The organism is Paeniclostridium hominis (assembly GCF_014306135.1).
Taxonomy (GTDB): Bacteria; Bacillota; Clostridia; order Peptostreptococcales; family Peptostreptococcaceae; genus Paraclostridium; species Paraclostridium hominis.
Map to the genome: position 1 here is coordinate 1,397,065 of NZ_JACRWD010000001.1, position 16,234 is coordinate 1,413,298.

The following is a 16,234-nucleotide window of genomic DNA, read 5'->3' on the forward strand; positions in this document are numbered from 1 at the left end:
TTTAAATATATCTTATTAATTATTTATTTTCGTTGTAATTTTTGTTGTATCCTTGATTATTGTTATTATTGTTATTATTAAAATTCATAGGTTTTCCTGGTATTATAGTAGATACTGCATGCTTATATATAAGATTTTGTTGCTTATTTTCACCTTCTAATAATACTATATAGCTATCAAATCCCTTAACGTATCCCTTAACTTGAACTCCATTCATTAAAAAAATTGTTACAGGTATTCTTTCTTTTCTTGCATTATTTAGGAATAAGTCCTGTAAATTTAAAACTGTACTTTTCATTAGTTTAATACCCTCCAAAATGATTTATCATATTTAATTTATTTTATATATATTATATTCTATATTACACAAGATTTACCTTTTTTTCAATATAAGTAATTACATCATTTAAAAGTATTTTTTCATCCTTATATTCATCTAAGTCAAACCACATTGCATCTTTATATCTTCTAAACCATGTCAATTGTCTTTTAGCATATCTTCTTGAATCGCGTTTTATAATTTCTATAGCTTCATCATAGCTATACTCGCCATCTAAATATTTTATTATTTCTTTATATCCTATACCTTGCATAGATATTAAATCTTTTGTATATCCCATAGATATTAATTTTTTAACTTCATCTTCCAAACCTTCTTTAATCATTAAATCAACACGCATATCTATTCTTTTATACAAATGACTTCTATCTCTATTTAATACTATTATTATAGGTTCATATTTTTCATTTAGTTTAAGATCATTACTAAAATCACTCATTTTTTTCCCGCTTAAACAAACTTCAAGTGCTCTTATAACTCTTTTAGTATTATTTTTATGAATTCTATTTGCTGCCTCTTCGTCTAATTCTTTTAACTTATTATGCATATAATCTATACCTTTTTCTTCAAGTTCTAATCTTAAAGATTCCCTTAGTTTATTATCTGCATCAGATTTTGCAAAATCCATATTATATATAAGTGAATTTAAATAAAGTCCTGTACCCCCAGTTACTAAAGGAATTTTATTATTTTTTACTATTTCATCTATATAATTATTAGCCATTTTTTGAAACTCTGAAACAGAAAAACTAAAATCAGGATTAACTTCATCTATTAAATAATGTTTAATTCCTTGCATCTCATTAGTCGTTACCTTGGCACTTCCTATATCCATATATTTATATATTTGCATAGAATCAGCTGATATAATATCCATATTAAGTTTCTTTGCTAGTTGTATTGATAAGTTCGTCTTACCAACTGCTGTTGGCCCTGTTAGTATAACTAAAGGTATTTTCTTCATGCTCTCCCCTTCTTTCTTACATAATTCTTTTAAACATTTTTTCTATTTCTGTCTTTGATATCTCTACAAATATTGGTCTACCATGCGGACATGTAAAAGGGTTTTTACACATTTCTATTTGTTTTAATAAACTATTTATTTCTTCTTCATATATAGTATCATTAGCCTTTATAGCTGATTTACAAGCCATAGATGCAAATTTTTCACCTTTAAGTTCATAATTGTTATTTATCTCATCTATATTATCAATTATATCTAAGATAAATTTTTCTGATTCTGGAGTTCCAAATATTGTTGGTACACATCTTATCATTATATGATTTTTACCAAATATCTCTATTTCAAACCCGAATTTCATAAATAAATCTATGTTCTTTTCAATTTTTAACATATCTGTTGTAGATAGTTCTAAAACTATAGGATCAAGTAACATTTGCATATTTATATCCATATTATAAAACTTGTCCATATATCTTTCATATAATACTCTTTCATGTGCTGCATGCTGATCTAGTAAATACATATTGCTTCCTCTTTGAAGTATTATATAAGTTTTAAATATTATCCCTATAACTATATATTCATTAAGACAAAACTGATGTTTTTTATCTTCAATAAATTCAGGTTGATGCATATTTTTTTCATAAGATATACTATCTTCATTTATACTTTGATTTTCTAAATTATTAGATTGTGTATATATCTCATTATTTTTTTTATAAATATCATCATCTAATTTTTTTGCTTCCTCTTTTTTTTCAAGTTCTAGTAAATCATTAAAACTATATACTTTATTTAAATCTATAGCTTCATCTAAAACTATAACTTCATCAGTTTTTAATTGATTTATTGTATTTTTAGATTCTTTAAATTCTTTTTCAAGCTTATTTCTCTCTTCTAGTTCTTCAAAATTATATGTTTGATTTTTATATTCTTTTTCTAAGTTATTTAGTATTCCTTGATTTAAGTTATCAACATTAATTTGCTCACTTTTATTTTCTATTTTTTTAGGACTAGTTATAGGCTTTGATATTAGATTTTCCTTTTTATCAAAAGTTTCATACTTACCTATTAAGTTAGACCTTATTAAAGAACTTCTTATATACTCTTTAAGCTCTACATATATTTGTTGTTCATTTTCAAATTTAAGTTCAAGCTTAGTTGGATGTATATTAACATCTATTTTAGATGGATCTATTTCTATATTTAAAAAACAAACTGCATGTTTATTTATAGGTATAAGTGATTTATATCCTTCACTTATAGCGTCTAATATAACTTTACTTTTTACATATCTTTTATTTATATATATGTGTTGAAGATTTTTATTTGCTCTATACACATTATTATTTCCTATATAACCACTTATCTTAAAAAACTGACTTTCATGGTTTAACTCTATTAAATTTTCAGTTATATCTTTTCCATAAATACTTCTTATAGTGTTTATAAGTTTACCATCACCTGGTGAATTTAACATAGTTTTTTTATTATTTACATATTTTATACTGACATTAGGATTTCCTATTGCTAACTTGTTTATTAAGTCACTTATATTTATAGTTTCAGCATGAGTTGATTTTAAAAACTTTTGTCTAACAGGAGTATTAAAAAATAAATCTCGAACCATAATAGTTGTCCCATTGTTCGTACCTACTGGTTCTTTTAGTTTTATATTTCCACCTTCAACTAAAATTTTAGTTCCTACAGGCTCATCTTTAGGTCTAGTAATCATTTCTATTTTAGCCACAGAAGCTATGGAAGCTAGAGCCTCACCTCTAAATCCTAAAGAATATAAATCGTATAAATCATCAATTTTATTAATTTTACTTGTAGCATGTCTTAAAAAACTTTTTTCAACTTCACTAGAATCTATCCCACTACCATTGTCGGTTATTCTAATAAATTTCTTACCACCATCTTCAATCTCAACTATTATTTTTTTGCTACCTGCATCTACTGAATTTTCTACAAGTTCTTTAACAACAGAAGAAGGTCTTTCTACAACCTCCCCAGCTTGTAATTGATTTATAGTAGCTTCGTCTAATATATTAATTCTAGCCATATATTCACCTCACTTTATATTGAAATTTACTTTTATTTAATTTTTAAAATTATAATAAGGACTATAGTTAGCTATAATCCTTATTATTTATAAATTTACTTAATTTTTTTAGCTTTACTTTGTAAATTATATAAAGCATTCATAGCATCTAATGGTGTCATATTTAAAATATCTAAATTTTTAATATCATTAATTAAATCATTATCATAAATTGTGTCAAATGATATTTGTGTTATAGCAACTTCATCTGTGTTAGAATTTTCTTTTTTAAGTTTATTTACTTCACTTTCTAGTTTTTCAATATCTAAAATATATTTTTCTTCTTTTTGATTTATTTTATCTTTTAAATTATCATATTCTAATTTTAAACTATCATATAATTCTTTATCTATAACATCTGATTTAAATTCGTTGTTATTTACAGATACGTTTAAATTTGTACTATTTGATAAATCTTTATCGTTACTACTTTCTTTTAAATTATTTTGTATATGATTTTTCTCTAAATCTATTAGTATTTCTTTTGACCTTTTTATAACTTCTTGTGGTAACTTAGCAAGTTCTGCAACATATATACCGTAACTTTTATCCGCTCCACCTTCTATAATTTTTCTTAAAAATACTATTCCATCATTATTTTCACACACTGCAACTGAATAATTTTTAACATCACTAAATTCATCTTCAAGTTCGACTAATTCATGATAGTGTGTTGCAAATAAAGTTTTACATTTAATATTTTTTTGTATATATTCAACTATAGACCAAGCTAAACTTATACCATCATAAGTACTAGTTCCACGACCGATTTCATCAAGGATTACTAAACTTTTATCTGTTGCATTTTTAAGTATCTGAGAAACTTCTGTCATCTCAACCATAAATGTAGATTGACCCTGAGATAAATCATCACTAGCTCCAACTCTAGTAAATATTCTATCTAATATTGGAATATTTGCATACTCTGCTGGAACAAATGAACCAATATGAGCCATCAAAGCTATAACTGCAGTTTGTCTCATATAAGTAGATTTCCCTGCCATATTTGGACCTGTTATTATATTTATAATATTTTCACCTTGATTTAAATATGTGTCATTTGGAACGAAGTTTTCTTCTCCTACAATGCTTTCAACCACAGGATGACGACCATTTTTTATATCAAGTTTATTATCTTCATTTATTATAGGTTTTACATAATTATTTATATAAGCAACAGTAGCTAATGAAACAAATACATCTATATTAGCTATAGTTTTTGCTACTGATTGTATTCTATCTATATTTTCGTATATATTATTTCTTATATTTACAAATATCTCATACTCTAAGCTTTTTATTTTTTCTTCAGCATTTAAAATTTTATCTTCTATTTCTTTTAATTCACTAGTTATATATCTTTCTGCATTACTTAACGTTTGTTTTCTTATATAACTATCATCTATATTTGCACTAGCTAAATTAGCTTTAGTTATTTCTATATAATAACCAAATACTTTGTTAAATCCTACCTTTAATGATTTAACTCCTGTTTTTTCTTTTTCTCTATTTTCAATTTCCTTTATCATAAAGGCTCCATTTTTAGAGATATCTCTTAAATCATTTAGTTCATCATTAAATTCAGATTTTATTATATTCCCATCTTTTATAGTTATAGATGGGTCTTCAAGTATGGCACTATCTATTAAAGAATATATATCATTTAAATCATCCATATTTGATATATACTTTTTAAGTATATCTGCATTTGATGAATTTATTATATTTTTAAGCATTGGAAGTTTTTCTACAGAATTTTTTAAATGTATCATTTCCTTAGGAGTAACTTTTTCAAATGCTATTTTTCCACATATTCTTTCTATATCATATACATTTTTTAATACATCTATTAAATCTTCTCTTAACATAAAATCTTCTTTTAATTCTTCTATTACATTAAGTCTTTTTTCTATTTTCACTTTATTTACTAATGGCTCTTCTACATACTTTCTAAGCATTCTACCACCCATAGCTGTAGAAGTTTTATCTAGAACATGAAGTAATGAACCCTTTTTAGCATTACCTCTTATAGTTGAAGTTAACTCTAGATTATTTCTAGTGAACATATCTAATATCATGTATTCTTGTGAGTTATATATATTTATATTGTTTATATTAGATGTTACTTGCTTTTGAGTGTTATATATATAATTTAGGATTATACATAAACTTGAACTTATAAGTCCATATTCATCCATATTTAATTTTTCTAAGTATTCTTTATTAAAATACTTACCTAATATATTTTCATTTAGGTAACTTTCATCAAAGTTTTCATTTATATATATATTACTTAAACTAGCTATATTTCTTATTTGTTCTATTGTATTAACATCATTAGCTATTATCTCTGTTGGATGTATTTTAGCTATTTCTTCTACTAATTTATCTTCATTTAAGTAAGTTGAGTTAACTTCTCCAGTACTTATATCAGTATAAGAAATTCCTATTTTGTCATTTTTAGTATACATCGCTAATAAGTAGTTATTTTTTTTATTTTCTAGTAAATTCCCTTCAAGTACAGTCCCTGGTGTTATAACTCTTACAACATCTCTTTTGACTATTCCCTTTGATGCACTTACATCTTCAACTTGTTCACAGATAGCTACTTTATATCCATTTTCAACTAACCTTGATATATAGTTTTGAGATGAATGAAATGGTACTCCACACATAGGTGCTCTCTCACTCATACCACATTCTCTTCCTGTTAGAGCTATTTCTAAAGTCTTTGAAGCTACTATTGCATCTTCAAAAAACATTTCATAAAAATCTCCAAGTCTAAAAAACATTATACAATCTTTATATCTATCTTTAACTTCAAAATATTGCCTCATCATAGGAGTTAATTTATTTTTCTCTATATTCATACGCTCTTCCTCCTCTATGTTCTACATATTATATCATATTTAAGTACTTATATTTATATCTATATTATTATCTTTTATATATTTTTTTTATAAAGCATCACATTTATATACGTTTCTCCATATATAGTATTATAGTAATTTTCAAGATAGAAACTAAATTAAGTTTAGCACACTTCTTAATTTTACTATAAAAATAATAAAATAGGAGAGGTTATTATCCATGGAATACTATAATGAATATGACAATAAATATGACTATAAAAAATATGATAGAAATGAAAAATGTCATTGTGAATGCAAAAAACATCATCATAATGATGATTGCTGCAAAAAAATAAAAGGTGAAGTTAATCATTATGAAGATTGCAAATATATAGATGGTAAAGACTATTGTATTGAAAATAAAAATTACTATGATAATTATTATAAAAAATACAATCATTATTATATAACTGATTATGATTATATTACAGATCATTACTATGAATATGATGTTTATCACTATGATCATAAAACTAAATATGATTGCAAATATTATCAAGATAAATGCTATGAAAATGACTATTATAAGAAAGATGACTACTACAAAGAAAAAGATTGCTACAAAAAAGATAATTACTATAATGAAGATGAGTATGGTAAAAAAGACGAATACTATGAAAAATGTAACTGTGAATACTGTAAAAAATATAAAGAAAATTATAAATTCTAATAAATTTTCACTTTGTTAGCTTATTGAATTTACTATAAACTATATATTGTTAAATTAACCCCTTTAAATCAAGGGGTTTTTTTATGTATTAATATTAACATACTCATTATAAATTCTATATGTTATTTTTAGATATTTTCATGTATTTTTATTTTTTATTTTTTATTTTTTTCTATAAATTGTCACATTTATATGTGTTTCTCCATATATTGTATTATAGTGATTTTCAAGAAGGGTCTTAAGTCAAGAAAGCTTATTTACCTGCTTGGATTTACTATAAAAAATATAAAATAAGTGAGGTTATTATCGATGGGATATTATAATGAATATGATAACAAGTATGACTTTAAAAAATGTGACCGACATGAGTGTAGAGAACATGATAGACATGAAAAATGTCATTGTGACTGGAAAGAACATGACAGACATGAATGTAGAGAACACGATAGACATGAAAAATGTCATTGTGACTGGAAAGAACATGACAGACATGAATGTAGAGAACACGATAGACATGAAAAATGTCATTGTGAATGTAAAAAACATCATCATGATGATTGCTGTAAAAAAATGAAGGGCAAAGTTAATCATTATGAAGATTGTAAATATATAGATGGTAAAGACTACTGTGTTGAAAATAAAAATTACTATGACAATTACTACAAAAAATGTAACCATTATTATATAACTGATTATGATTATGTTACAGATCACTTCTATGAATATGATGTTTATCACTATGATCATAAAACTAAATATGATTGCAAATATTATAATGATAAATGCTATGAAAATGACTATTATAGAGAAAAAGATAATTGGAAAAAAAATGACTACTATGAAAGAGATAATTATGAACATTGTAAAAAAAATAGAAGAGGTTATGACTACTAGTATATCCTATATATAAATTTAAACTTGCATATTACTAAAGACTAAAAGTTGGAAATTATATTTATTCATAGCTTATGTTTAAATATAATTTCCTTTGAATTTTAATTTTTATCAGGGCTATGATTATAAATCATAGCCTTTTATTATATAAGTTAATTTTCCTTATTTCCATTTATAAGCATAAAAAATGTAGTTGCATTTTTACTAGTCATAAATTCTTCAGTATTTTTATACTTATCAATAAATTCATTGGTTATACCTACAAAATCTATATCTCCATTTTCATATAAGTTTACATCAGCAGATCCTTCTTTTACTATTTTTGTATTGACTGATTCTAATTTTACAGTATCTTTATCCCAATAACCTTTATTCTTACTCATAACATAAACGTCATCTAATTTCCATTTAGTCAATGTAAACGGTCCATTATATAATGTTGATTTACTAGTTGTTCCATATTTGTCTCCTTGCCCTTTTACAAATTTTTCATTCTGTGGAAAAAATACTGGAAATGACATAAGTTTATCAAAATAATTTACAGGTCTTACTAAATTAACTTCTAAGGTATAGTCATCTATAGCCTTAACTCCTACAGTTTCAGCATCTTTAGTTTTTCCTATATTATAATCTTTTGCTCCAACGATATCATACATTATAAATCCGTACTGAGAAGCTGTATCTGGGTTTAACGTTCTTTTAAATGCATACTCAAAATCATAAGCACTTACATTATCACCATTACTCCATTTAGCATTTTTTCTTAAATTAAAAGTCCAAGTTTTCTTATCTTCTGATGACTTCCAAGATTTAGCTATCCCTTCTACTACATTACCATTATTATCTACTCTCACAAGCCCTTCCATTACATTATTTGCAGCACTAAATGATAATGAATCTGTAGCTCTACTCATATCTAGTGATGGTATATCTGAATTGCTAGTTAAGTTTAACTCATTTCTCCCATTTACACTAGCCCATTTATATGCATATTTTGCTCCATATGGAATTATAGTTATTCCATCAACATATTCTTTTTGTATATAGGCACTACTGCTTTGAAATAATGGCATTATAAAAGCATCACTAAGTAATATCTCTTCTGCTTTTGAATACTTATCCCAACTACCATCAATTGTAGCTTCATTTTTACCTTCTTCTATCAATTTATTATACTCTTTGCTATCATAACCACTATTTTTACCAAATTTACCGTTAGTAGTAAATGTTTCTAAAAATGTTAAAGGATCTGGATAATCAGCTACCCATGAACTATATACTAAATCATAATCTCTTTCAGATTCTAACTGTTGTTTTTGTTTAAAAGGAACTTGCTTTAGCTCTACTTTCAATCCTTCTAAATTATTTTGCAGTTGATTTTGAAAGAACTCACCTACTCTTTTGCTACTTTCGGCATCTGATGTAAGTACTTCTATAGTTACTTTATCAAAATCTAGTTCATCTTTGGCTTTATCCCAATGTGTTATAGCTAGCTTTAAATTATATCCTCTTCCCATATTTTTTATTTTATCTATATAGTCTTTTCCTTCATTATTAATAGCTAATCCTTCTGGAGTATAATAGTTTATAGGATTTGATCCATTATTTAATATAATATCAGTTATTTTTTCTTTGTCTACTGCCATTGTTATTGCAAGTCTTGCATCTTTATTTTTTAATAATTCTGCTGAATTAATTGTTTTACCGCTATTTTCATTACTAGTGCATCCACCTAACATAGATAAAGATAAAATTGTAATTAGCGCCATAATTGATATTTTTCTTTTAAATGTCATGTATAATCATCCTCCCACTTTAATATATTTTATTATCAAATGTATTGTAAATTACTTACTTTTTATCTTCTTTTTCTGTCACTAAAAATCATAATATTTTGTATTTACACAATAATAAAAAGTGCATTAAAATAAATACTTTATTTTAATGCACTTTTTATTGTTATATTATCTAATTCTTATATTATATATAAAGTTTCAGTAAAAACTTCCATAGGATTTTCTGTAAATATAGATATATCTACGTCTTTACCAACTTCAGTACTCCCTAATCTATCATCTACCTCATAAATTTTTACTGCATTTAGACGTGTTATAGATGAAGTTGATAGTATAAAAAAAGTTTATATAGAAAGTATGACTGTAGATATTTTTTAAGTTATATATGATAGTCCAAATAGGCTTAAAGTTTTATCTAAAGAAGAAACTTTAATTAAATGTAACGCTACTATTGAAGAGTGTAAGAAAACTGAATACAAAGTAGTTTAAATATGAATTAGATAAAAATAAGTAGCTAATATATGTTAGCTACTTATTTTTATCTATCCATTTATATCTTTATTTTTATATGCTTTGTAACAATGTAAAAATTCCCTTGTGCTAAATATATATTTACCACTTATTTGTGTATAATAAACTCCTGTAGAATCATATATATCTTTTACTTTTTGAGTTAAATTTTTGTGATAATATCTAAGCTCCTTAAATTCTTTTTTTAATCTATCTGCTGTTAACCATACTTTATTAGATGTTATGTCTGCTAGTTTTATATTTTCAAAAGATATATTATTTTGTTGTCCATAAACATATAGCTCAGCCATTATTTCTTGTAAGTTTTCATTAGTTAAATCATGCTTAAGTTTTATATATGTTATAGCACCCATGCCATCTCTACCTTTTTCATTTAATTTTTCTTGATGTATAAGCGCCTTTAATGGTTGCCTCTTTATGTATATATAATTTATATCATCAAGTACATACTCTCCTCTTACATACTTAGCAGGTTTATATATTACTAAGATAGGACTATATTCTCCTCCCATTTCTTCTGTATTATAATCAGTTATATCACTTAAATCTAATAAGTTGTATTCTTTAGATATAGAACCATATCTTGATTTTTTTATTAAAGTATACATTCTTGAACTTTGAATTTTGTATATTAATTCATCTAAATAAGATTTATCCAAAATATTACCTTCATTATAAGAATTGTTTATATAATTAAGTTTTATTTCTTCTTTTAAAGTATTAATTTCTTCTATTCTTACATTAAAGTAAGCTAATAAATATTTAAACTTCTCTTCTAATTTATTTATATTTATATTAATGTAAGGTTGTATTTTTTCTAGATTTTCTTCTGATTTTATATTAAGTAATAAGTTCCCTATTTTTTCTATACTTATACTACTGTTTTCATCAAATAAGTATTTACTTATATATTCTTTAAGCTTTGTTAAATTATTATATATTCTTATGTAATCATTTATAATAGATGTTTCATCTTTGTATTTTTCTATTAAAATGTTAGGTATCTCTATGTAATTTTTGTCATATTTTAAACATACTTTTAAATTATTATCTTTTATTATATTCTCTATTGATTGAACATTGTTGTCTTCAGTCATCTTAAATTCTCCTTACTATTTAATATCCTATTTAATATTATACATAAATTTTTAATTTAGTCATGTATTTTTAAGGTTTTAGTGGCTTATTCACTATAATAAGCTATTAATTTTTATATATTTTAAACTTTGAATATATATTTTTACAAGTTTTTAAGTGTATAAACTGACCTTAGTTATATAATAGTAATATAACTAAAATAAGAATCGAGGTATTTACATTGATAAAAGATTTAAAAGACATTTTTAAAGATTATACTCCATATATAAATGGCCATGAAAATATGAAAAAAGCATCTGTTTTAATACCAATAATTAAACTAAAAGATTCTCACTTTATATTATTTGAAGTACGTTCTAAAACTTTAAAATCTCAACCTAGTGAAATATCTTTTCCTGGAGGAAAAATAGAAGTTAATGAAACTCCCTATGAAGCTTGTGTACGAGAAACCTGTGAAGAATTAGGAACAATTTCTAGCAATATTGAAATTTTAAGTGAACTTGATTTATTTATAAGTCCTTCAAATCTTATAATTCATCCATTTGTTGGAATTATAAAAAATATAGATATATTAAATATAAATAAAGATGAAGTAGACCATATATTTTTAGTTCCTATATCTCACTTACTGGAAAATGAACCTATTAAATATGAAAATGAAGTTAAGGTTATCCCAAATAAAAATTTTCCTTATGAATTAATTCCTCATAAAAAAAACTATAAGTTTCAAGGAGGATACTATGATTCTTTATTTTATATGTATAAAAACTATGTTATATGGGGAATAACCGGTAAAATACTTGATAATTTTTTAAAGTTATTAAAATAAATATTTAAAAAATGAGTATCTCTAAATGTTAAATTGCACTTTGAGATACTCATTTTTATCAACTATATATTAGCATTTTCAGCTGTTTTATTTTTTAAATATTCATTTATCGCTTTTGCTGCTTTTCTACCAGCACCCATCGCAGATATAACTGTTGCTGCACCTGTAACTGCATCTCCTCCAGCAAAAACTCCATCTTTAGAAGTTACACCATTGTCATCAGCTACTATACATTCCCATTTATTTGTATCTAAACCTTCTGTAGTAGATGTTATTAATGGATTTGGAGATGTTCCAAGAGCCATAATAACTGTATCTACTTCCATAATAAACTCAGAGTTTTCTATAGGTTTAGGTCTTCTTCTTCCTGATGCATCAGCTTCTCCTAATTCCATTTTTACACATACCATACCTTTAACTTCTCCATTTTCATCAGTTAAAATTTCTACTGGATTAGTTAAAGTATCAAATATTACTCCTTCTTCCTTAGCATGGTGAACTTCTTCAAGTCTAGCAGGAAGCTCTGCTTCTCCTCTTCTATATACTATGTGAGTTTCTGCTCCTAATCTAGCTGCAGTTCTAGCAGCATCCATAGCAACATTTCCTCCTCCTATTACTGCAACACTTTTACCAGCTCTTACTGGAGTCATATAATCTTCTCTATATGCTTTCATTAAATTTACTCTTGTTAAAAATTCATTAGCAGAGCATACTCCATTAGCATTTTCTCCTGCTATTCCCATAAACTTAGGTAGTCCTGCCCCTGAACCTATAAATACAGCTTCAAATCCTTCTTCATTTAATAATTCATCTATAGTTATAGTTCTTCCTATTATTATATTTGTTTCTATATGTACACCTAAATTTTTTATATTTTCTATTTCTGGCTTCACAACACCATCTTTAGGTAATCTAAATTCAGGAATTCCATAAGTTAAAACTCCACCAGGTTCATGCATTGCTTCAAATATAGTAACATCATACCCTAATTTAGCTAAGTCACCTGCACAAGCAAGCCCAGCAGGACCACTTCCTATGACAGCAACTTTTATATTATTTGGTTCTTGTTTTATAGCTAAATCAAAATTATGTTCTCTAGAATAATCTGCAACAAACTTTTCTAATTTTCCTATTGCTACTGCATCTGATTTTATTCCAAGAACACATACTCCCTCACATTGATTTTCCTGAGGGCAAACCCTTCCACATACAGCAGGAAGTGAACTATCTTTAGCTATTACTTTAGCAGCACCTTCAATGTCACCCTCTTTTAATTTACCAATAAATCCCGGTATATTAATTTCAACTGGACATCCAGTTACACATCTTGGTTTTTTACATTCTAAGCATCTACTAGCTTCTTGTATTGCTTCTTCTTTATTATATCCTAAACAAACTTCATCGAAATTTTTAACTCTAACTTCAGCTTCTTGGTGTCTAACTGGTACTTTAACTTTGCTCATGATTAATTACCTCCACATCCGCATCCGCCATGTTGATGCGTATCCCCTTCTTCTTGTTTTAGTATGGCTCTTCCTTCTTCTGTTTTATACATAGCCTGTCTTCTCATAGACTCGTCAAAATTAACTAAGTGCCCATCAAATTCAGGCCCATCTACGCATGCAAATTTTATTTTACCACCAACATTAACTCTGCATGCTCCACACATTCCTGTTCCATCAACCATTATAGGGTTTAAACTTACTGTAGTAGGTATACCTAAATCTTTAGTTAACATACACATAAATTTCATCATTATCATAGGTCCTATAACCACTGCATGATCATACTTTTTACCTTGATTTTCAACTAAATCTTTTAAGCAATCTGTAACTCTTCCATTAAATCCATATGTACCATCATCTGTGCAAATATAAAGATTTCCAGCGACTTCTCTCATTTCATCTTCTAAAATTAATAAATCTTTTGTCCTAGATCCAACTATAACATCAACATCTATTCCATGTTCTTTAAACCACTTAACTTGTGGATATACTGGTGCAGCTCCAACTCCTCCAGCTACAAATATCATTTTTTTATTTTTTAATTCATTTATGTCTTCTTCAACAAACTCACTAGGCATGCCTAATGGTCCAACAAAATCAGCAACATAATCCCCTTCTTCAAATGTTTCAAGTTGTTTAGTACTAGCTCCAACAGTTTGGAATACTATACTAACCGTTCCCTTATTAGTGTCATAGTCAGCTATTGTAAGAGGTATCCTCTCACCTTTTTCATCATTTTTTACAATAATAAATTGTCCTGGCTTAGAAGCTTTTGCAACTCTTGGAGCTTCTATATCCATTAGATAAATACTATCTGTTAGTTTTTTCTTTTTAACAATTTTACTTCCCATAACTCTATCTCCATTCTGCCAAATAATTTATATTTTAATTTTAGATACATCATATATAACATCAACCCCTAAATGATAACATTTTCCTAGATAGTTATATACGATTTCATGTATATAAAATTAATTAACTTATATATCATTTACAACTATATTATACATAAAAAAACAGCCTTTGTGGCTGTTTTTTTTAAATAATTTTCTAATCTACCATTATTCCGTTTAATGAGAATGTCTTTGACTCTGTAATTTTAACATTTACAAGAGTTCCTATTATATCTTCTCTGTCAGATTCAAAATTAACTAGTTTGTTTTGTCTTGTTCTACCAGTAAATTTATTGTCATCTGTTTTACTTTTTCCTTCAACTAAAACTTCAACAGTTTTTCCTTCATATGATTTACTTATTTCTTCACAGATTTTATTTACTTCTTCTAATACTTTATTAAATCTTTCATGTTTTATATTTTCAGGTATTTGATTTTCCATTTTAGCAGCAGGTGTTCCTTGTCTCTTTGAATATATAAATGTAAATGCAGAATCATATCTAACTTTTTTAACTACATCTATTGTATCAAGTAAATCTTCTTCAGTTTCTCCTGGGAACCCTATCATCAGGTCAGTAGAGAAAGCTATATCTGGAACTTCTTTTCTAGCTTTTTCTATTATTTCTAAGTAATATTCTTTAGTGTAATGTCTATTCATTGCTTTAAGTAATTTAGTACTTCCACACTGAATTGGTAAATGTAAAAATTCACAAACTTTATCACAATCTCTTATTGCATATATAACTTCATCAGATATATCTTTTGGATGAGAAGTCATAAATCTTACTCTTTCTAATCCTTCTATATCATTTACCATTCTTAATAATTGGTCAAATCTTATTGGATTTTCTAATGTTTTACCGTATGAGTCAACATTTTGTCCAAGTAATGTTACTTCTTTTGTTCCGTTTGCAACTAATTCTTTTATCTCATTTATTATATCTTCTGGAGTTCTACTTCTTTCTCTACCTCTAGTATACGGTACTATACAGTAAGTACAGAAATTATTACATCCATACATTATATTTACAAATGCTTTTAATTCAAATTTTCTATTACTTCTAAGACCTTCTACAACTTCTCCATCAACATCCCAAACATCTATTAACGTTCTTTGTGAGTCCATAGAACTTGCTAATAACTCAGGGAATTTGTATAAGTTATGTGTACCAAATACTAGATCTACATGTCTATATTTAGTTTTTATTTCATCTACTACATGACTTTGTTGCATCATACATCCACATACAGCTATTTTTAAATCTGGATTTTTCTTCTTTAAAGGTTTTAATTGTCCTAAATTTCCGTAAACTTTAAGCTCTGCATTTTCTCTTACTGCACAAGTATTGTAAATTACTAATTCACACTCAGCTGCAGTTAATCCTTGAGTATAACCCATTTCCTCAAGCATTGCACATAACTTTTCAGAGTCATGTTCATTCATTTGACATCCAAAAGTTTGTATCATATATCTTGGCTTTCTTCCATGTATAGCATAATATCTATTAGTAGTTTCAGCTATTGCCTCTATAAATCTATCTTGTTCTTGTATTTTTTCTATAGGAACGTGTACTTGTTTTCTTTTAGCCACAACTAGCCCTCCTTAAATTACTTCATTATATATTTTGTTGTCGATTTTTTGAATTTAAAATTAATTATACCAAATTTATAAATTATTTTAAAGATATCATTTAATTT

At 26.1% G+C, this 16,234-nt stretch carries 12 protein-coding genes; 3 read left to right on the plus strand and 9 right to left on the minus strand.

What is annotated here, in order from left to right; translation table 11 throughout:
- Positions 1–19: 19 nt before the first annotated feature.
- The 4 genes from hfq to mutS all read right to left on the minus strand — a co-directional run bounded on the left by hfq (position 20) and on the right by mutS (position 6,278).
- Positions 20–298, minus strand: coding sequence for an RNA chaperone Hfq (hfq, locus tag H8891_RS06695; RefSeq protein ID WP_147543905.1), 279 nt, complete (start codon positions 296–298; stop codon positions 20–22).
- 64 nt (positions 299–362) lie between these two features.
- On the minus strand, positions 363–1,304 hold the full coding sequence (miaA, locus tag H8891_RS06700; RefSeq protein ID WP_187005732.1) for a tRNA (adenosine(37)-N6)-dimethylallyltransferase MiaA: 942 nt from the start codon (positions 1,302–1,304) through the stop codon (positions 363–365).
- 16 nt (positions 1,305–1,320) lie between these two features.
- A complete protein-coding gene (gene mutL, locus H8891_RS06705; RefSeq protein ID WP_187005733.1) occupies positions 1,321–3,369 on the minus strand; it encodes a DNA mismatch repair endonuclease MutL in 2,049 nt (682 codons plus the stop codon).
- Between the two features lie 95 nt (positions 3,370–3,464).
- Positions 3,465–6,278, minus strand: a complete 2,814-nt coding sequence (mutS, locus tag H8891_RS06710) for a DNA mismatch repair protein MutS (protein WP_187005734.1) — start codon at positions 6,276–6,278, stop codon at positions 3,465–3,467.
- A 220-nt stretch (positions 6,279–6,498) separates the two neighbouring features.
- Between mutS and H8891_RS06715 the strand changes: the two genes are divergently transcribed.
- Both H8891_RS06715 and H8891_RS06720 read left to right on the plus strand, forming a co-directional pair.
- Entirely contained in the window at positions 6,499–6,990 is a 492-nt protein-coding gene (locus tag H8891_RS06715) for a hypothetical protein (protein ID WP_187005735.1), read from the plus strand.
- Between the two features lie 309 nt (positions 6,991–7,299).
- On the plus strand, positions 7,300–7,884 hold the full coding sequence (locus H8891_RS06720; RefSeq protein WP_187005736.1) for a hypothetical protein: 585 nt from the start codon (positions 7,300–7,302) through the stop codon (positions 7,882–7,884).
- A gap of 152 nt (positions 7,885–8,036) precedes the next feature.
- On the opposite strand, the gene H8891_RS06725 is transcribed toward H8891_RS06720, so the two are convergent.
- Both H8891_RS06725 and H8891_RS06730 read right to left on the minus strand, forming a co-directional pair.
- Positions 8,037–9,680, minus strand: coding sequence for an ABC transporter substrate-binding protein (locus tag H8891_RS06725; RefSeq protein ID WP_187005737.1), 1,644 nt, complete (start codon positions 9,678–9,680; stop codon positions 8,037–8,039).
- Positions 9,681–10,222: 542 nt separating this feature from the next.
- Positions 10,223–11,308, minus strand: a complete 1,086-nt coding sequence (locus H8891_RS06730) for a hypothetical protein (protein ID WP_187005738.1) — start codon at positions 11,306–11,308, stop codon at positions 10,223–10,225.
- Positions 11,309–11,529: 221 nt separating this feature from the next.
- On the opposite strand from H8891_RS06730, the gene H8891_RS06735 reads away from it, so the two are divergent.
- The gene (locus H8891_RS06735; RefSeq protein ID WP_187005739.1) at positions 11,530–12,138 is read left to right on the plus strand and encodes an NUDIX hydrolase; all 609 of its coding nucleotides are present in this window, start codon (positions 11,530–11,532) and stop codon (positions 12,136–12,138) included.
- Positions 12,139–12,200: 62 nt separating this feature from the next.
- Here the strand turns inward: H8891_RS06735 and gltA are convergent, their stop codons facing one another.
- From gltA to miaB, 3 genes are all read right to left on the minus strand, one after another.
- Positions 12,201–13,601 (minus strand): NADPH-dependent glutamate synthase, encoded by a 1,401-nt coding sequence (gltA, locus tag H8891_RS06740; RefSeq protein ID WP_187005740.1) that lies wholly within the window; start codon positions 13,599–13,601, stop codon positions 12,201–12,203.
- A 2-nt stretch (positions 13,602–13,603) separates the two neighbouring features.
- Complete coding sequence (locus H8891_RS06745) at positions 13,604–14,494, minus strand: sulfide/dihydroorotate dehydrogenase-like FAD/NAD-binding protein (protein ID WP_187005741.1); 891 nt, start codon at positions 14,492–14,494, stop codon at positions 13,604–13,606.
- Between the two features lie 199 nt (positions 14,495–14,693).
- Positions 14,694–16,127 carry a tRNA (N6-isopentenyl adenosine(37)-C2)-methylthiotransferase MiaB gene (gene miaB, locus H8891_RS06750; RefSeq protein WP_187005742.1) on the minus strand — a complete coding sequence of 478 codons (1,434 nt, stop codon included), beginning with the start codon at positions 16,125–16,127 and terminating at the stop codon, positions 14,694–14,696.
- Between the last annotated feature and the right edge of the window lie 107 nt (positions 16,128–16,234).